Annotated in this window: 18 protein-coding genes; 5 read left to right on the forward strand and 13 right to left on the reverse strand. The window is 56.0% G+C overall.

What is annotated here, in order from left to right; all coding sequences use genetic code 11:
- Positions 1-13 precede the first annotated feature (13 nt).
- The 4 genes from DQX05_RS24750 to DQX05_RS24765 all read right to left on the reverse strand — a co-directional run bounded on the left by DQX05_RS24750 (position 14) and on the right by DQX05_RS24765 (position 4,078).
- On the reverse strand, positions 14-1,309 hold the full coding sequence (locus tag DQX05_RS24750; protein ID WP_119796023.1) for a homocysteine synthase: 1,296 nt from the start codon (positions 1,307-1,309) through the stop codon (positions 14-16).
- Between the two features lie 177 nt (positions 1,310-1,486).
- The gene (locus DQX05_RS24755; RefSeq protein WP_119796024.1) at positions 1,487-2,152 is read right to left on the reverse strand and encodes an XTP/dITP diphosphatase; all 666 of its coding nucleotides are present in this window, start codon (positions 2,150-2,152) and stop codon (positions 1,487-1,489) included.
- Positions 2,149-2,922 carry a ribonuclease PH gene (rph, locus tag DQX05_RS24760; protein WP_119796025.1) on the reverse strand — a complete coding sequence of 258 codons (774 nt, stop codon included), beginning with the start codon at positions 2,920-2,922 and terminating at the stop codon, positions 2,149-2,151. The genes DQX05_RS24755 and rph overlap by 4 nt, the downstream gene beginning before the upstream one ends.
- An 85-nt stretch (positions 2,923-3,007) precedes the next feature.
- Positions 3,008-4,078: a GerMN domain-containing protein gene (locus DQX05_RS24765; protein ID WP_259392212.1), complete on the reverse strand. Its 1,071-nt coding sequence runs from the start codon at positions 4,076-4,078 to the stop codon at positions 3,008-3,010.
- Positions 4,079-4,316: 238 nt separating this feature from the next.
- Here DQX05_RS24765 and DQX05_RS24770 point away from each other — a divergent pair, with 238 nt between their 5' ends.
- Positions 4,317-4,886 (forward strand): phosphatidylglycerophosphatase A family protein, encoded by a 570-nt coding sequence (locus DQX05_RS24770; RefSeq protein WP_119796026.1) that lies wholly within the window; start codon positions 4,317-4,319, stop codon positions 4,884-4,886.
- Between the two features lie 553 nt (positions 4,887-5,439).
- On the opposite strand, the gene DQX05_RS24775 is transcribed toward DQX05_RS24770, so the two are convergent.
- The 7 genes from DQX05_RS24775 to DQX05_RS24805 form a co-directional block, all read right to left on the reverse strand.
- The gene (locus DQX05_RS24775) at positions 5,440-6,471 is read right to left on the reverse strand and encodes an MBL fold metallo-hydrolase (protein WP_119796027.1); all 1,032 of its coding nucleotides are present in this window, start codon (positions 6,469-6,471) and stop codon (positions 5,440-5,442) included.
- A 142-nt stretch (positions 6,472-6,613) separates the two neighbouring features.
- Entirely contained in the window at positions 6,614-7,348 is a 735-nt protein-coding gene (locus tag DQX05_RS24780; RefSeq protein WP_119796028.1) for a class I SAM-dependent methyltransferase, read from the reverse strand.
- Between the two features lie 290 nt (positions 7,349-7,638).
- Positions 7,639-7,920, reverse strand: coding sequence for an ABC transporter permease family protein (locus tag DQX05_RS24785; RefSeq protein WP_119796029.1), 282 nt, complete (start codon positions 7,918-7,920; stop codon positions 7,639-7,641).
- Between the two features lie 153 nt (positions 7,921-8,073).
- Positions 8,074-8,796, reverse strand: coding sequence for a ThuA domain-containing protein (locus DQX05_RS24790; RefSeq protein WP_119796052.1), 723 nt, complete (start codon positions 8,794-8,796; stop codon positions 8,074-8,076).
- A 123-nt stretch (positions 8,797-8,919) separates the two neighbouring features.
- Positions 8,920-9,888 (reverse strand): sugar phosphate isomerase/epimerase family protein, encoded by a 969-nt coding sequence (locus DQX05_RS24795; RefSeq protein WP_119796030.1) that lies wholly within the window; start codon positions 9,886-9,888, stop codon positions 8,920-8,922.
- Between the two features lie 69 nt (positions 9,889-9,957).
- Positions 9,958-11,040, reverse strand: coding sequence for a Gfo/Idh/MocA family protein (locus DQX05_RS24800; protein WP_119796031.1), 1,083 nt, complete (start codon positions 11,038-11,040; stop codon positions 9,958-9,960).
- An 84-nt stretch (positions 11,041-11,124) separates the two neighbouring features.
- The gene (locus DQX05_RS24805; RefSeq protein ID WP_119796032.1) at positions 11,125-11,883 is read right to left on the reverse strand and encodes a sugar phosphate isomerase/epimerase family protein; all 759 of its coding nucleotides are present in this window, start codon (positions 11,881-11,883) and stop codon (positions 11,125-11,127) included.
- A 208-nt stretch (positions 11,884-12,091) separates the two neighbouring features.
- On the opposite strand from DQX05_RS24805, the gene DQX05_RS24810 reads away from it, so the two are divergent.
- The 4 genes from DQX05_RS24810 to nagA all read left to right on the forward strand — a co-directional run bounded on the left by DQX05_RS24810 (position 12,092) and on the right by nagA (position 15,992).
- Complete coding sequence (locus DQX05_RS24810; RefSeq protein WP_119796033.1) at positions 12,092-12,949, forward strand: helix-turn-helix domain-containing protein; 858 nt, start codon at positions 12,092-12,094, stop codon at positions 12,947-12,949.
- A 269-nt stretch (positions 12,950-13,218) separates the two neighbouring features.
- The gene (locus DQX05_RS24815) at positions 13,219-14,076 is read left to right on the forward strand and encodes a MurR/RpiR family transcriptional regulator (protein WP_119796034.1); all 858 of its coding nucleotides are present in this window, start codon (positions 13,219-13,221) and stop codon (positions 14,074-14,076) included.
- Positions 14,077-14,086: 10 nt separating this feature from the next.
- Positions 14,087-14,815 carry a glucosamine-6-phosphate deaminase gene (gene nagB, locus DQX05_RS24820; protein WP_119796035.1) on the forward strand — a complete coding sequence of 243 codons (729 nt, stop codon included), beginning with the start codon at positions 14,087-14,089 and terminating at the stop codon, positions 14,813-14,815.
- The gene (gene nagA / locus DQX05_RS24825; protein ID WP_119796036.1) at positions 14,808-15,992 is read left to right on the forward strand and encodes an N-acetylglucosamine-6-phosphate deacetylase; all 1,185 of its coding nucleotides are present in this window, start codon (positions 14,808-14,810) and stop codon (positions 15,990-15,992) included. Before nagB ends, nagA begins: the two co-directional genes overlap by 8 nt.
- Before the next feature lie 250 nt (positions 15,993-16,242).
- Here the strand turns inward: nagA and DQX05_RS24830 are convergent, their stop codons facing one another.
- Entirely contained in the window at positions 16,243-16,467 is a 225-nt protein-coding gene (locus DQX05_RS24830) for a helix-turn-helix domain-containing protein (RefSeq protein WP_006288225.1), read from the reverse strand.
- Between the two features lie 234 nt (positions 16,468-16,701).
- A partial coding sequence (locus DQX05_RS24835) for a YhcN/YlaJ family sporulation lipoprotein (RefSeq protein WP_220483258.1) occupies positions 16,702-17,662 on the reverse strand: 961 nt, incomplete at its 5' end.

The following is a 17,662-nucleotide window of genomic DNA, read 5'->3' on the forward strand; positions in this document are numbered from 1 at the left end:
CCGGGTGTACGGCTTATTCCGATTGGCTTGCCCGGATCGCCTGATCCAGATCGTTCAAAATATCATCGATCGATTCCGTGCCGATTGACAACCGGATGAGGCCAGGAGTAACTCCGGCTGCGAGCTGCTCTTCCTCGCTCAACTGAAGATGCGTCGTGCTCGCCGGATGGATGATGAGCGACTTGGAATCGCCGACATTCGCCAGATGCGACAGCAGCTTCACATGGTTAATGACGCGGCGGCCCGCCTCGACGCCGCCTTTAATCTCGAAGCTCAGAATCGCGCCCTGGCCCTTCGGCAAATATTTCTTGGCCAGTTCGTAGGAAGGATGGCTAGGCAGACCGCAATAGCTAACCGAAGCAACGGCATCATGCGCCTCAAGGAACTGTGCTACGCGCAGCGCGTTCTCGCTGTGGCGCTCCATGCGCAGATGCAGCGTCTCCAGCCCTTGAAGGAGGAGGAACGCATTGAACGGCGACAGCGTGGCTCCCATGTCGCGCAGCAGTTGAACCCGCGCCTTAATAATGTACGCGAGCGGTCCGACCGCTTCCGTGTAGACGATCCCGTTATAACTTGGATCCGGTTCGGTAAGGCCCGGGAACTTGCCCCCGGTCCAATCGAACTTGCCGCCGTCCACGATAATGCCGGCGATGGAGGTCCCATGTCCGCCAATGAACTTCGTCGCCGAATGCACGACGATGTCGGCACCATGCTCGATCGGACGAAGCAGGAACGGGCTCGGGAACGTATTGTCTACGATGAGCGGCAAGCCATGCTCATGGGCTACGGCCGCAACCGCCTCAATATCGAGCAGGTCGCCCTTCGGATTGCCGATGCTCTCGGCGAACAGCGCCTTCGTCTTGTCGGTAATCGCCTTGCGGAAATTCTCCGGATCGCTAGGATCGACGAACCGGACGGTAATGCCGAGCTTCTTCAGCGTCGTCGAGAACAGATTGTACGTTCCGCCATACAGGCTGGAGGCAGATACGATCTCGTCCCCGGCACCGGCAATATTAAGAATCGCATAGGTGATCGCCGCCTGCCCGGAAGCGGTAGCCAATGCGCCGGCTCCCCCTTCAAGGGCGGCGACCCGCTTCTCGAACACTTCGGTCGTCGGGTTCATAATACGAGTATAAATATTGCCAAATTCCTTCAGCGCGAACAGATCCGCCGCATGATCCGGATCCCGGAACGCGTAGGACGTCGTCTGATACAAAGGCACCGCGCGCGACAGGGTCGTCGGGTCAACCTCCTGTCCGGCATGAACTGCCAAGGTCTCCAATCCGTAAGAGCGAAGTGTATCCGTCATCGTCAACCATCCTCCTCGATATGTGTTGACCGTATTTTCTCATATTTTCCGTCTCTTGCCTAGTATTAATTCATAGTATTCTTATCGAAAATATAAAAATAAATAAAAAACCGCATCGCAGCAAGCGATGCGGTCCAAAAAATGCGGTCTCCGCCGTTCCTTCCCCGTCCGCAGCCGTCAGGCTGTCCCGGAGCGGAGCTTATCCAGCATCAGGCGGATGGCTGCGCCGCGGTGGCTAATGCGCTCCTTCTCCTCCGGCGTGAGCTCGGCCATCGTGCTTCCCAGCTCCGGGAGATAGAAGAGGGGATCATAGCCGAATCCATGATTGCCCCGGGGCTGGTCGATAATATAGCCGTCAGCGCTGCCAGCGGCCTCGACGAAGGACTGCCGCACCGGATCATACAATACGAGGACGCATAGGAACTGAGCCGGGCTCAGAATACGGCTGCCGGCCGGAGCTTCCGCGTCCGCTTCCAGCGGAGGAAGCTTACCGAGCTCCGCCAGCAGCTTCGCATTGTTGGCCTGGTCATCCCCATGCCCGCCCGCGTATCGGGCGGAGTAGACGCCCGGCGCCCCGTCCAGCCGATTGACGCACAGACCGGAATCATCGGCCAGCACCGGCAGATTCAAGGCCTCGGCCATCGTCTTCGCCTTCTTCAGCGCATTGGCCGTGAACGTGTCGCCATCCTCCTCGATGTCGGGAAGCTGCGGATAATCGGCCATGCTCAGCACACGCTTGCCGATCGATTGGAAGGCAAGCTGAAATTCCTTCAGCTTGCCCTTGTTCTGTGTCGCGATAATAATCGTATCTTGCTGCGGTATCATGGCTTCCCCTCTGTTCATGGCTTCGCTGTCTCTCCTTCGGCTGCTTGGACTTGAGCGGAAATTTTGGCGGCGATCGGTCCGAGCGCTTCTTTCTGCAGCTTGACGATATCCAAAATGCCTTTCTCCGCCACGGCAAGAAGATCGTTCAGCTCTTGACGCGAGAACGGGCACTCCTCGCCTGTGCCCTGCACCTCCACGAACTTGCCGTTGCCGGTCATGACGACGTTCATATCGACCTTGGCCGTTGAATCCTCATCATAGTTCAAGTCGAGCAGCGCCTTTCCTTGCAGGATGCCTACGCTGACCGAAGCCAGAAAATCGGTAATCGGGAACTTGGACAGATTGTGCTGGGTTGCAATCTTGTTGACCGCCATCGCCATCGCAACGAACGATCCGGTGATCGAAGTCGTACGCGTGCCTCCGTCCGCCTGCAGCACGTCGCAATCGAGCGTGATGGTGCGTTCGCCCAACGCATGCAGATCGACGACGGAGCGAAGCGCCCGGCCGATCAGCCGCTGTATCTCCATCGTGCGTCCCGTAAGCTTACCGCGGGCCGATTCGCGCTGATTGCGCACCTGCGTCGCCCGGGGCAGCATCGAATATTCAGCCGTAATCCAGCCCTTCCCCTGCCCTTTCATGAACGGAGGAACCTTCTCGTCAATCGACGCCGTACACATGACCCTCGTGTCGCCAACTTCGATGAGGACCGAGCCCTCCGCGTATTTATTCGTATTCGTCCGAATCGTAATCGGGCGGAGCTCATCCGCCTGTCGTCCGTTGCTTCTCATGAATTTATGCCTCCTGACATTGCTCTTTCGTCCGATAGGGAACATTTTCTTATTCTATCAAAGACCTTGGCGAAAATCACCTGTTCTACCCTTTCCAGGCCGGATTAATGACTGGCCGCGCCACAGGCTCCGAATAGTTTTTCTTATCAGTACCTTGAATATCCGCGTTGCCGTTCATCTTGATTCTCACCTTGGCAATGCCCTCCCGCTCGGTCAGCGACAGAACGACGGCCTTCAACAGCTCGGCCGGAACCGGCTCGCCCGCCTCGAACATCGTATCGGCCAGATCGACGGTCAGCGTATCGCCCTCCTTGGCAATCGCGCTAACGGTCGTCTCGTCCGAAGCGACCCGCTCCAGCGTCTTCGGATTGAGCGGCCCCGCAATAATTTGCTCCAATGTCGCTGCAATCGGATTATCGGACGGCTCGACAAGCCGGGTGACGGGCACGAAGTAGGACTTGCCCTCTTCGCTGTAGCTGGAGAAATAAAGGGTCACCGGCATCGAGCGCAAATAATTGACAGAATCGGATTTCTCCACATTGATTCCGAACTGGCGGTTCAACGGGATATCCAATGGCGTGCCGTTTTTCGGCATTTCATTCAATTTATGCGAATCCATCCACAGCTGGACGTTCTCCACGTCCGGCTGCGAGGTCAGCGTCCACGTTATCGCTTCTACCATCTGCCGTTCCTCGGCCGGCTCATAATTGGCGAACTCCTTCGACAGCTCCACAATCGCCAGCTTCTGATCCGGCTTCAACGTCACATTCGTAACACCTGTCCCTTGGGGCAGGACCGCCTCGAATCCGGCAGGAAGCTTGGCGCTGTGCAAGCCCTGCTTTACAAGCAGCTCCAGCGAGGCTTGCGCGAGGCCCTTCGCATCCGCCGCATCCCATTGGTAGGAGATCGGGGCCAGATAACCGTTCCGATCCCGCAGATAGACCGTCATGTTGGCGTCCATCTGCCCATCCTCCTGCCCAGTCAGACTCGTGCCGGGGGAACCCGATCCGCCTTCCAATTCCGCCATCATCCTCGCTTCGATATCGGATGGAGGCGCGTCAATGGCCCCGTCGCCGCCTCCGCAGGCACTCAATAGAAAAGGGAGTGTCAGAATTACCGCCAGACTTCCTTGCCGCCAACCACTTGTCCGCCTCATGAGCGATACAACCTCCTTCAAGTTCGTTGCAGGAGACGGTGAAGTCTCCCCCCGTTTGTCCTATGTATACGAGCAGGCTATCCGCTTCATGACAAGTTGTTGGCGGGATTTCGGTTGCGGGCATTCGTCCAAGTTTTTCATGCCTGGGAAGGAAGGTTATGGGTGTTCGGTGTCGAATACATAAGTGATGTGATGAATCCACACGCTATGGAAATGAAGAAAAAAGAGGTGCTCAACGATGAATCAACCGGCAGATGTGAACGTGCCCGCCGAGGGCAAAAAGCCTTATAGTCTGGACAGTGATAAAGTCGAGAACGCCACTCGCGAATGGCTCCATAAGCGGGGTATTACGGTGGACCAGATCGCCGAGCTGGTCATGTTTTTGCAGCGGCAGTACTTCCCGGAGCTGACGATAGAATATTGCAAATATAACGTCGAGCAGGTGCTTCTGAAGCGGGAAGTACAGAATGCCGTGCTGACCGGCATCCAGCTCGATATTTTGGCAGAGGAGGGCAAGCTCATTCCGGCCCTGCAGGAAATGATAGAGAACGACGAGAGCCTGTACGGCGTCGATGAAATATTGGCCTTCTCCATCGTGAACGTGTACGGCAGTATCGGCTTCACCAATTACGGATATGTAGACAAAATGAAGCCGGGCATTCTGGAGAAGCTGAACGATAAAAGCGACGGCCAGATCCATACGTACCTGGATGATATCGTCGGAGCCATCGCCGCGGCGGCCAGCAGCCGCATCGCGCACCGCAAGCAGGCGGAGCGCGAGAAAGAGATGAAGGCGCTGGAATCGTAATTCCGCCGTTCCGAGCATTCAGGAGCGAGACGCATGCGAACAGAGCCCGGTTCATCGGAACCGGGCTTTACGGCAGGGGCTGTCCCCGTAAGTATTGTGTAGCCGTAGCGAGACAACCCCGCACCCTGCTTCTCACTACCCAGCCTACTGAACCCAGCTCAGCCTGTTGAACACATCTTAGCCTGTTGAAAACATCTTAGCCTTTTGGACAACTCAGCCCGCTGAACACAGCCCAGCCTGTCGAACACAGTTCAGCCCGTTGAAAAAGCTGTGATAATGCAGTTTTCCTCTATGACGTCTCCTCCGTTACAGGAATTGCTGCAAAACTGCATCAATTTCTGAATATCCAATAGATTAAAGGCAAAAATCGATGAAAATAATGTACTTTTGCAGGACTTTCTTCAAATAGCGGCTCAGATAGAGTAAATTGCTGCACTCTAGCAGGATTTCACTGTCTCATCCATCTTCCGCCGCTTTGCCAGCTGCCGTTTTTCCGCCTCCACAATCTCTGCTCGCTCGTCGCCCCAGTCTTTTGGCAATCCCTATGAGACACCTACATTGTGTCAGCAGAATGGAAGCGGATGGGCGACGATGCGGACGGCGGAGTCCGGCGCACTTGTCCCCTCCGCTCCAGCTCCAGCAGATGGGCGAGCGCTTCGCCCATCGCGAAGCGGAGTTGATGGATGGTGAGGCGCTCCGGACTGCCGAAGCATCGCACGCATACGTCGTAAGCGGTGCGCGCTTCCTCCGCCAGCAGCGCCGCAATCGCTGCCAGCCGCTCCTCATGGTGACGCAGCAGCTCATCGATGCGGGCCGCATAATGGCGGAACGGATGGCGGTGGCCCGGCAGCGCAAGCTCCACCTGGCAGCTCCTGAGCCGCGCGAGGCCCTCCAAATACGAATGGAGCGGCTGCGGGTCACTCCCCGGCATATAGCTCACATTCGGCGAAATCTGCGGCAGCACATGATCCCCTGCCAGCATTAAGCCGCTCGCAGCATGATAGAAGCTGAGATGCCCAGGGGCATGCCCGGCCGTCTCCAGCACGTCCCAAGTCCGGCCCCCGAACGCAGTCTGCTCGCCGTCGCTAAGGAACTCCACCTCAGGCAGCGGCGCGACGAGCGGAAGAAAGCCGTCCATATGCGCCTCGGTGGACGCGACGATCGGGGCCGGAACGCCATGTTCCGCGAATAAGGCCATCATCGCTTCGGTCATCCGCTGGCCCGGCCCCCACAAGCGCAGCGCATGCTCCCAACCGGTCTTCGAGATCAGAACCGGGATGTCCAGCTGCCGCTGAAGCCGCCCGGCCATCCCGAGATGATCCGGATGGTAATGGGTCAGGACAATGCGAGCGACGGGCCCGTCCAGCTCGCCCAACAGCGCCGCCCAGCAGGCTTCCGCCTCTTCAGTTCCCAGGCCCGGATCGACAATCGTATACCCTTCCGGCCCTTTCAACAGATAACTGTTCACCCAGCGAAGGGAGTACGGAAGCGGAATACGCGCCTGCAGCACGCCGTCGGCCGGCCGGTGCAGCTGAGCCGGATGGGCGCCTTCCTCGTGTGGATGGCGGATATCGTTATCGTTCATCTATGTATACCTCGCTTTCCGGCCCGGTGACACCTCCGGCAGCGCTCTGCGGAAGCATGCAGCCGAAGCCTATATCCATAGGAGCCATCGCCGCCAGCTAGACGACAGGAGCCGGGGTCTGGCGTGTGCAGCCAACGGCGAGCTATGGCCGGTGTCCAACCATAATCATGCGTTTGGACTGCTCTTCGTCATAAGCGGCGCCATCATAGCTGCCATGAACCTGATCGATGACAAGCCCGGCCTTTTCCATCATGTTCAGGAAATCCGCCAATTCATACAGCCGGACACGTTCCTCATATTGACGCGGCTCCCTGCCGGATGCATCCGTCAGCGTGATCGCCTTCTTGACGAAGCCGTTCTCAATCCGGCGCCGCTCCTCAATGCGCGTCCCGCCGTCCACCCGTTCCGAATATGGCACCAGATGCTGCCGGACATAGGATGGATTCAGGAAATCGATGATAAAGCGGCCCTGCGGCTTCAAGATGCGATGGATTTCCTGGAAGACGCGGGCATTGTCCTCATTGTCTGTAAAATAGCCGAAAGACGTAAATAAATTCACGACCGCATCAAACGGTCCCTCTACAGGCAGTTCTCTCATATCGCCACGGAAAAAGTTAACCTGGCCGCGTGTGTCGTGCGCCATCGCTTCCTCCAGCAGCACTTCGGACAAATCTACCCCGGTTACCCGGTAGCCCGCTTCCGCGAGAGCCAGCGCATGCCGGCCCATGCCGCAGCACAAATCGAGGATCGATGCAGACTGCGGCAGCCGAAGCCACTCCATCATTCCGTGCACTTCCTGCGTCGCGCCCTGAAAATCCCGGTGGCGGTATACGAGCAAATAATCGCGGCCGAAGCTTCGTTCATACCATTCTGTCACTGCAATCACCTCATCTATTCTCTACCTCATTGTAACGGCTGCACCCGCTTTTGCATAGGTGTGTTGCATAGGTGTGGGAGCTGCTCGTCCGCCGGTCTGTCCTGACCGTTCGGGATAACGGCAGTGTTTTTCCATATGCCACGCCAGGAAGGGCCAGCTCGCCAGATAACAGCGTCACCCCTTCCGCGGCAACCCCAAAACCCCGCCATCCCAGCGGGGTTCCCATACTTTCGTTTTCATTAAGCGGCGCCCGGATAACGCCCCTATCCTCAACCGGAGCAAAACCTGCCCTAGCCCTTCAATCCGCCCATGCTGATGCCTGCGGTCATCTGGGGCTGCAGCAGAGCGTAGGCGACCATCGTCGGGATCATCACGATGACGAGTCCGGCGAACAGCGCACCCCAATCCGTCGCGAAGCACTGGACCACCATCAGATAGGTCAGTCCCAGTGTCAGCATCCGCTTCGTCTCCGTCAAGAGGAACAACAGCGCCATAATGTACTCGTTCCACGAGGCCATGAATTTAAAATGATGGCGGTAATCAGCGAGGACTTCGCCATTCCTCTGTCGCATTCGCCTGCTGCAGAACATAGAACATCTTCGGGAGTCACCTAGATTATTTTTTACTTCCCCCGGATCAGCAAAAAGCCCTGGGCAGAAAGAACGGAGTCCGTCCTCTATCTGCCCAAGGCAACCATGGCGTAACTATATGTTATCGTCCTGGTTTCAGTTCATCGGTTCCAACGGCTTCGCATTGCCGTAAGTCGGATAGGCCCGCTTCGTCGGGGCCGCCCAGTCCACCGCATTGGCGATGATCCGCTTCACGTTCTCGTTGTAATACGTAGGATACGTTTCGTGGCCCGGACGGAAGTAGAACACTTTGCCCATGCCGCGGTTGTAACAGCAGCCGCTGCGGAATACCTCACCGCCCGTGAACCAGCTGACGAATACCAATTCGTCCGGCTGAGGGATGTCGAAGTGCTCGCCGTACATTTCCTCCCGCTCCAGCTCGAAGTATTCCCCGATTCCTTCGGCAATCGGATGATTCGGAGCTACGACCCATAGACGCTCCTTGTCATTCGCCTCGCGCCATTTCAAATCGCAGCCTGTGCCCATCAGCTTTTTGAAGATTTTGGAGAAGTGGCCCGAGTGCAGAACGATTAGCCCCATGCCGTGCAGCACACGCTGATGCACGCGCTCGACGATGGCGTCATCCACCTCGTGGTGAGCCATATGCCCCCACCAGATAAGGACATCGGTATCGTTCAGCACCTCTTCGGTGAGGCCATGCTCCGGCATGTCGAGGGTAGCGTATTGGATATCGTAACCCGAGCCCAGCCCCTCGCCAATCGCTTGATGAATGCCCTTCGGGTATACTTCGGCGACTTTGGGATTGTTCAGCTCGTGCCGGTACTCATTCCAGATCGTTACTTTGCGTCGCTGTGTCATCGTTGTATGCTCCTTTCGCGTCCCGCTAGGCCCGCCATGTATCGGGTTGATGACGGGCTTGCGGGTCGCGCCTTCCATCGTTATGTTGAGATCATCTGTTGTATTGTCTTCTCCGCGAACGGGTTACACCCACCACATCTCGCCGAGCGCCTCTTTCATCAGCAGCGGCTGCAGGTTCTGCACCGCTTTGGTGAAGCCTTCGTCGATGGACATCAAGCCGTCTTCATGCTCGATGCTGACGACATAATCGTAGCCGACGAGACGAAGCGCGCTGACGATATCCGCCCACGTCTTCACGTCATGTCCATAGCCCACGGTACGGAACTGCCATGCCCGATCGAGCATCATCGTATACGACTGCATATCCGTAACCCCATGCTTGTTCACATTGATCGGATCGATGGTCGTATCCTTCGCATGGAAGTGATGAATCGCATTTTCCTTGCCGAGAATGCGGACCGCCTGTACCGGGTCGATGCCCTGCCACCACATATGGCTCGGATCCAGGTTGGCTCCAATCGCGTCGCAAGTCGCTTCGCGCAGGCGAAGCATCGTGCCCGGGGAATGCACGGAGAACCCGCCGTGCAGCTCCAGACCGATCTTGATGCCCCGATCCTGGGCATACTTGCCGACTTCCTTCCAATAAGGAATAATCTTCTCGTTCCACTGCCAGTCCAGAATCTCCTGGTAATCGTTCGGCCATGGCGCTACAGGCCAGTTCGGGTACTTCGCGCCCTCATGATCTCCCGGACACCCGGAGAAGCCGTTGACGACCGGCACGCCCAGCTTCGCTGCCAGATCAATCGTCGCCATGAAATCGTCATGGAATGCCTTGGCGATATCCTTCTGCGGATGGAGCGGGTTGCCGTGGCAGCTCAATGCGCTGATGATCAAGCCCCGGGACTCGACCGCTTCCTTGAATGCCCGCTGCTTGGCCTCGTCAGCCAGAAGCTCATGCGGATTGCAATGCTTGTTGCCCGGGTAGCCGCCTGTTCCGATCTCTACCGCCTCGACTCCTTTGGCCGCTACCGTATCGAGCGCCTCTTCCAATGACAGTTGTCCATACAGTACCAAAAATACGCCTAATTTCACGTCGCTGCCTCCCTCAGTTATGCTGCTTCCTCATATATGTCTTCGCTGTCTAATCTATGGCTTAATGGCTTAATCGAAGTAGATGGCTTTGCCCGTACGGGACGATTCGTAAATGGCTTCCAAAATTTCGGAGACGACGCATGCCTGCTCCGGTGTAACGACAGGCTCCTTGTCCTGCTCGATCGCTTCGATCCAGAGACGCATCTCCAGGTCAGGAGCGTTCTCGGCCTCGCCGTCATAGAAGTCGACACCGCCGGCGGTCAATTCGATCTTCTGGTCATACAGACGGCCGTATTTCTCGCCGTTGACGTTGAGGCCATTCCACATATCGGCACCCGCCTCGGTACCGCACAGCGTGCACTTCGCTTCTCCGGACTGCGCCACGTTCAGCGCCCAGCTCGACTCCAGTACGATCGTGGCGCCATCTTTCATAACGATCATGCCGAAGGCGGAATCTTCGACCTTGAATTTCTCCGGATCCCAGGATCCCCATGCGTTCGCCGCGTTCGGACGGCTGCCGAGCTTGTGGAAGGAAGATCCGAGCACGATCTTAGGCTCGTAGTTGTTCATCATCCACAACGTCAAATCAAGCGCATGCGTGCCGATATCGATAAGCGGGCCTCCGCCTTGCTTCTCTTCATCCAAGAACACGCCCCAGGTTGGAACGGCGCGGCGGCGGAGCGCATGAGCTTTGGCATAATAAATGTCGCCCAACGTTCCGTCCTCGCACAGCTTCTTCAAATGCTGGCTGTCCGAGCGGAAGCGGTTGTTGTACCCGACGGTGAGCTTCTTGCCTGTGCGCTTCGCGGCCTCTACCATGCGGCGCGCATCCACTGCCGTCTTCGCCATCGGCTTCTCGCTCATGACATGCTTGCCGCTCTCCAAGGCGGCAATCGTAATCTCCGCATGGGAGTCGTTCGGCGTACAGACATGAACGATATCGATGCTGCCGTCCTTCAGCAGCTCCTTATAGTCGCTGTATACTTTCGCGTCTTCCATGCCGTATTTCGCCTTGGCTTCTTCCGCACGCTCCGGGATAATATCGCAGAATGCGACCATTTGCACGTTGTCCAGCTTCTTGAGGCTTGGCATATGCTTGCCGTTCGCGATTCCCCCGCAGCCGATAATTGCGATCTTGTAGATGTTAGACATGTTCATTTTCCTCCTATAGGCATGTTCGCTATAATTAACTGGTTGGTATTGCTATTTTTTATAAGCCGATGGTGGTCGGCAGTCTTATTGGTCCAGATTGGCCTTGATCCATTGTCTGCTGTTGCGGATGCTCTCCAGGCTTGGACGCTGGCATTCATCCTGCTCGACAATGAGCCACTCCGCACCGGCTTCCTTCGACGCTCGGGCAATGGAGACAAGATCGAGCTCGCCTTCTCCCAGCTCGACGGTAAGCGGGCGTCCCTGCTCGTCGCGCCGCAGATCTTTGTAATGGACTAATGGAATTCGTCCCTTATAGTTTGCGATGACGTTAAGCGGGTCATGCCCAGCATATTGCACCCAGCAGACATCGAGCTCCGTGAAGAGCTTCCCTGCGGGTACGAGCCGGAACAATGTATCGAATACCGTATCGTCTCCGAGTTTTCTCGTAAATTCGAAATCATGGTTATGATAGCCAAGCTTAATTCCATGCTCAGCAAGCCGGTCGGATGCATTCGCCAGTTGCTCTGCCGTATGCAGCAGCGCTTCGAGTGAGTTGTACCTCGATTCCGGAAGCCACGGGCACGCAATGTACCGGTTGCCGATCGCCGTGTTCATCTCGATCTGCTCATCAAGCTGATCGACAAGCTGCTCGATGCTGACATGGGAACCTGCGGCAGCAAGATTCAGACGCTTGAGCGCGTCCGCCAGTTCTTGCGGCTTCAATCCGCCGTAGCCGGCAAATTCTACGCCTTCGTAGCCCATCTCCGCGATTTTTTCCAGCGTGCCGATGAAGTTCTTTTCGGTCTCGTCTCTCACCGTATAAAGCTGCACTCCAATTTTCATGGACCAAGCACCTCTTTTAAATTCAATATTGGACAGGCTGCCTTATTCTATTCGCCGAGCACTCCCTGAAAAGGTTTACATCGGACTTCATTCATTGTGCCACATTGTACCCGGGCTGTGAATGAAGGATATCATTTTTACATGAACAATCTTGCTATTGTCTGATATAATCGAGGTATACGACAACATGACAAATAGGGGGATTCACATGTCTCAGTCCAGTGAACCGCGGCAGGACATCTCCTTGCTGTTCGCCGGACATGCCCGGCACAGCAAAGCGATGACGCTCGTCATTCCCGATCTGAAGCACTACCTGGTCCGGATCCAGCTGGAGGGCAGCGCACACGCCTGGCTGGACGGAGGGTACCAGGAGTTGAAGCCCGGCGATCTCCTGATGCTCGCCCCGGGCGGGTATTATGATCTGAAGATTGGCTACCGCAATCCGGACGTATCCGATCCGCTTCGCAAAGTGCACAGTCTGGATTATTATATGATTCTTAACGGCCCCTGGGTCGACCAATGGTGGGCGAAGCAGGAGCGCCCCGGCAAGTCCGCGATCGGAATCGACGACCATCTGTTGTCGCTCTGGCGCGCAATTATGCAGGAACAGCGCCTCTTCGGTTCGATTAAGGTGAACGATATTGTCAAGCATCTCACCTTCGCCTTCTTCGGCATGCTCGGGCGGACGCTGACGGAACGGACGCATCCGTCTTTCCTGAATATGAACCGGACGGCGCAGTTGGCCCACAGCATCAAGCAATATGTCGAAGTGCATGCGACAGAGCCGTTCTCGCTCCAGGATGCCGCCGATTCGGTTCAACTGAGCGTCTCGCGGGCATCCCATGTGTTCAAAGAGACCTTCCAGCAATCGATTATGGATTATGCGATTCAAGTCCGGATTACGCTCGCCTGCGAACGAATACTGCACGGCTACATGCCGCTGGAGCAGATTGCCGAGATGTGCGGCTTTCAGAGCTACACCTATTTTTACCGAACCTTCAAAAATCGGATGGGACTGTCCCCGCGCCAATTCCGGGATCAGCGCCAGCTGTCCACCGAATCCTGAGGACACTGTCCTCCTTCCGGCAGGCCGTGACGGAGCGGAAGAGCAAGTCTTCCGCTCTTTCCTTCATCCTCTTCCGCGGGGCGATGTAACGCCATTGTACGCCCCCCGTTCCGAACTCGAGCAAAAACCGATATATTTGTGTATTTCCTTCCGTTCTCCTTGTATTCTCCGTACCAATTGACTATGATAATAGTGAAATAATTTTCATGTCAGAGCATGAATCTATCAAAATTTTTTTCATTCTATCTGACCGTAAAAGGATGATTGGTTTGTCCACAATATTGCAGGCGATCCGGCAAAAATTCGAAGAATATCACCCGCAGGAGCGGAAGGTTGCCGATTACATTTTGCAATTTCCGGGAAATGTAGTGACGATGGGCATTACGGACCTCGCCGAACAGTCAGGCACCTCGCCCGCGACGGTAACGAGATTCTGTAAATCGCTCCTCTTCCGGGGATATCCCGACTTCAAGACAAAGCTCGCTGCCGACCTGGCCCAACAGAGCGTTCCGCTCACTTACCAGGACATCATTGCAGGCAACCCGCTGCCAGACATCATTGCCGCTATCGAGACCAACCATATCCGCTCGATCTCCGATACGACCGGATTGTTGGATCTGGAGACGTTGGAGCAGGCCCTGCATGCGCTTCTTGACGCACGGCAAACCGATCTCTACGGCATGGCCACTTCCGGAATCGTGGCGTTGGATTTTTATCAGAAGCTCATTCGCATCGGCAAGCAGGCATCCTGCTTCTCCGACCCGCATATGCAGATTACATCGGCTTCCCGGCTCGGTCCGGGGGATGTCGCCTTCGCCATCTCCTATTCCGGCGAGACGCCGGAGACGATCGAGGCGCTGCTGTGCGCGAAGGAACAGGGAGCGACCACCATTTCCTTGACGAAGGTCGGACCGAACCGTCTTGCCTCGTTGGCAGACATTCGACTTTTCGCTTCCTCGCTGGAGGAAGGCATCCGGCGCGGCGATATGGCATCGCGCATTGCGCAGCTGCATATCATCGATATTCTGTTCGCAGGGATGACGAGTGAGGAGTTCCACGAGCGTATTCCGATGCTGGAACACTCGTACCGGATGGTACGGAAGTATCGTAAAGCTAAAGGGAGGTAACACCAACACAATGAACATTTTGACGTTCGAGACCAATGAAGAATTGAACCAGAACGGGGCCAGCATTATTGCCAGCCTCGTGCAGACGAAGCCTCATGCCGTGCTCGGGCTGGCTACGGGAAGCACGCCGATCGGCATCTACCAGGAGCTGATCCGGCTCTGCGGCAAAGGATATGTCAGCTTCAAGCAGGTCACCTCGTACAATCTGGATGAATATGTCGGTCTGCCTTCCGATCATTCGGAGACATACCGGACGTTCATGAACAAGCAATTATTTGCTCACATTGACATTGATCAAGAGAATACGCATGTGCCCGACGGCAACGCGGCCGATCTCCAGGCAGAGAGCAAGCGCTACGACCAAATGCTCTTCGACGCCTCCATCGACCTTCAACTGCTGGGCTTGGGCCATAACGGCCATATCGGCTTCAACGAGCCGGACCGCCACCTGCAAAGCGGCACGCATGTCGTCACGCTTAAAGAAGAAACGCGCCAGGCGAACAAGCGCTTTTTCAACTCCATTGACGAAGTGCCTACGCAGGCGATTACGATGGGTGTGGGCTCCATCCTGAAGGCAAAAATGATCATGCTCGTCGTCCGCGGAGCGGACAAGGCGGATATCGTTCACCGCGCGCTGACCGGCCCGATTACGACGGATATCCCGGCTTCTCTTCTTCAGACTCACCCGAACGTCGTCGTATTACTCGACAAGGAGGCGGCAAAACATTTCCATGAATAAGTCAACATTTACGGTGAAGCAGGCGCGCGTCGTGACGCCGAACGGCATCCTGGCGGATGGCGTGGTCCGCGTAGAGGAAGGGCGCATCGTCTTCATCGGCACACCAGAACAACTGGCGGATCAGGATCGCGCATGGTTTGACGAGGCCATCGATGCCGGAGGCGGGTATGTGCTGCCCGGGTTCATCGATGTGCACGTTCACGGCGGCTTCGGCGCCGACTTCATGGACGCGACAGCGGAAGCCTACGATACGATCACACGCTTCCATATGGAGCATGGCACGACGGCGATGCTCGCCACGTCTATGACGCAGTCCCGCGAAGCGCTGGACAAAGTCGTCGCTGCCGTCGACGCCTATATGAAGCAGGATATGCCTTATGCGCAGCTGGCGGGCCTTCACCTCGAAGGACCGTTCGTCAATCCGAAGTACAAAGGAGCGCAGAACGAAGCCTATATGCTTGATCCGCAAATCGAGTGGCTGGAAGCATGGGATAAGAACCATCCGGGCGTCATGAAGCAGTTGAGCCTCGCTCCGGAGCGGCAGCATGCGATCGAAGCGATTCGCTGGTTGCGGGCTCACGGCATCAATGTGGCAGCCGCCCATACCGACGCGACATTCGAGCAGGTGACTGAGGCGGTCAATGCCGGCCTGAACCAAGCGGTGCACACCTTCAACGCGATGTCCCCGGTCCACCACCGCAATCCGGGCGTCGCCGGCGCGGTCCTGACCGACGATAGGATTACGGCTGAAGTCATTGCGGACGGCCATCACGTGCATCCCGCATGCATCAAGCTGCTCGCCCGCTCCAAAGCTCCGGGCAAGCTCGTGCTCATCACGGATGCGATGTCCGCAGCGGGCATGCCGAACGGAGCTTACGATCTGGGCGGCCTTCCGGTTACCGTGAAGGACGGAGTGGCCCGCCTAACGGAAGGCAATTCGCTGGCAGGCAGCACGCTGACGATGATCGGCGCTGTCCGCTTCGTCATCGAGCAGGTAGGCCTGTCCCTCGTGGAAGCGTCCCGTCTCGCCAGCATCAATCCGGCGAAGCAACTCCGCATCGATGACGTGACCGGCAGCATCGAAGTCGGCAAACAAGCCGATCTTGTCTGGACTGACGGCGATCTGAATATCCAGCAAGTCTGGGTCAAGGGCCGCAGCCATATGCAGCAAGCCTAAACCCTCCTCAAATTCACGCTATTCCAAGGCCCTTGCTCCTGCAGCACATGGGCCTTCTCTTTATTTTTGCAGTTAGAGGACAAAAAATTAGCGTCTAACTGCCAGACCCTATGTGCGGGCAGCCGGCAGACGACGCTGTGATCTATTGAATGCAAGCCATAGCGACTTGCTCATTCAAGAACTTCTGTCCTTGGATCAGGCGCTGCCGCAGGAGCAGAAGTTTGCAATGGTCAGGGCGATGGGCTTATCATCAGATTTTTAACTCCCCAAGCTTGATCAGTTCGACAACCGCTTGCGACCGACCTTTCACATTTAATTTTTGCATAACATTGGAGATGTGGTTTCGGACTGTCTTCTCGCTAATGAACAGCAGTTGCGCGATGTCGCGGGTCGTTTTGTCTTGAACAAGCAATTCAAAGACTTCGCGTTCACGGTTCGTCAACAGGAACTTGCTTTTGTGATCGCTACCCTTCAAGTGTCACCCCTCCTTGCCCGAATTTTTGTTATTTAACAAGGTTAAGGGATACAGTCAAAGTTATAGTATGAAGGGCGTTCTCACTTGGTGCGGTGCTTCTCAAAAATGGGCCTATCCTCTGCGCTCCCTGTCACTATTGCATAAATCCGGGCAAAATGCTGCACGATAAACCGTATGTAGCGAAAAGGACCGCGCCTGTCTGCCAATAGCGCAGAACGCGGTACCTTTCCGTTGTTATCTCAATCCGGGAGCCATTTTACTCATTCGTCTCGGTTGAGTATTGGTCATTTGTTTCGTGGTTCCATATTCTTGTGTCGGGAAGATACGATAAACCATTTCTTGGAATTCACTGGCAAATCCGGATAACGGACGGCCTGCTGCCGAGCTCTTCATGAACTCATTCATCCGTTGGACGAAATCAGGGTTGGCTGACACGTATACTTGATCGCATTGGGGTGCGTCTTTTTTGACAATCTCGGCAATGCGATTCTTCAGGTCCGCAGACATATCACTGCTTCTGCCCATATCTACGCTGTTATTCAATGTATGGCTCTTGGACCGTGTATCCAGATTTCCGGTTCCACCCTTGGTACTCAAGCTTTTCACCCCGGTTCCGCGGTGATTGGTTGCCTTTGTCTTCAGATGAGTTCCCTTTGCAGTTCCTTTTGTCTTCATATTGCCGTCAGTCGACACAGCCACATACGCATTATTGTTGGTCAACATAACGTTCGCCGATTTGACTCCCTTCATGCGGGTGATTTTATCAGCGATCTTCTTGTTCATCTGCATATTACTCATGGAATGCACGTTGCCATAGCCTGTGCCGTTGCCGTTTAACCGGTTGCCGTCAACTCCATAGCCCGTATAATTGTTCATGCCGTAATTATTCGTTCCAAAGCCATAGGTACCGTATCTATTGGTACCATAATTGCCCCCGTCAACACCATAGCCGCGGGTGCCGACTCCGTCCAAGCCCAAGCCGCGCATACCGTCTAGTCCATAGCCTCGAGTACCGATGCCGTCTAGGCCGTAGCCACGGGTACCTACTCCATCAGTGCCCCAACCGCGGGTACCTAGGCCCATGCCACGGGTACCGTCTACGCCGTAGCCGCGAGTACCGGTGCCATCAGTGCCCCAACCGCGGGTACCTAGGCCCATGCCACGGGTACCGTCTACGCCGTAGCCGCGAGTACCG

The organism is Paenibacillus thiaminolyticus, from assembly GCF_003591545.1.
GTDB classification, from domain to species: domain Bacteria; phylum Bacillota; class Bacilli; order Paenibacillales; family Paenibacillaceae; genus Paenibacillus_B; species Paenibacillus_B thiaminolyticus_A.

What these genes read in the sequence shown, in the direction of transcription:
- DQX05_RS24750 (WP_119796023.1), bottom strand. Translation starts at nt 1,309, where the DNA reads ATGACGGATACACTTCGCTCTTACGGATTGGAGACCTTGGCAGTTCAT.
- DQX05_RS24755 (WP_119796024.1), bottom strand. Translation starts at nt 2,152, where the DNA reads ATGAACAGAGGGGAAGCCATGATACCGCAGCAAGATACGATTATTATC.
- rph (WP_119796025.1), bottom strand. Translation starts at nt 2,922, where the DNA reads ATGAGAAGCAACGGACGACAGGCGGATGAGCTCCGCCCGATTACGATT.
- DQX05_RS24765 (WP_259392212.1), bottom strand. Translation starts at nt 4,078, where the DNA reads ATGAGGCGGACAAGTGGTTGGCGGCAAGGAAGTCTGGCGGTAATTCTG.
- DQX05_RS24770 (WP_119796026.1), top strand. Translation starts at nt 4,317, where the DNA reads ATGAATCAACCGGCAGATGTGAACGTGCCCGCCGAGGGCAAAAAGCCT.
- DQX05_RS24775 (WP_119796027.1), bottom strand. Translation starts at nt 6,471, where the DNA reads ATGAACGATAACGATATCCGCCATCCACACGAGGAAGGCGCCCATCCG.
- DQX05_RS24785 (WP_119796029.1), bottom strand. Translation starts at nt 7,920, where the DNA reads ATGCGACAGAGGAATGGCGAAGTCCTCGCTGATTACCGCCATCATTTT.
- DQX05_RS24790 (WP_119796052.1), bottom strand. Translation starts at nt 8,796, where the DNA reads ATGACACAGCGACGCAAAGTAACGATCTGGAATGAGTACCGGCACGAG.
- DQX05_RS24800 (WP_119796031.1), bottom strand. Translation starts at nt 11,040, where the DNA reads ATGTCTAACATCTACAAGATCGCAATTATCGGCTGCGGGGGAATCGCG.
- DQX05_RS24805 (WP_119796032.1), bottom strand. Translation starts at nt 11,883, where the DNA reads ATGAAAATTGGAGTGCAGCTTTATACGGTGAGAGACGAGACCGAAAAG.
- DQX05_RS24810 (WP_119796033.1), top strand. Translation starts at nt 12,092, where the DNA reads ATGTCTCAGTCCAGTGAACCGCGGCAGGACATCTCCTTGCTGTTCGCC.
- nagB (WP_119796035.1), top strand. Translation starts at nt 14,087, where the DNA reads ATGAACATTTTGACGTTCGAGACCAATGAAGAATTGAACCAGAACGGG.
- nagA (WP_119796036.1), top strand. Translation starts at nt 14,808, where the DNA reads ATGAATAAGTCAACATTTACGGTGAAGCAGGCGCGCGTCGTGACGCCG.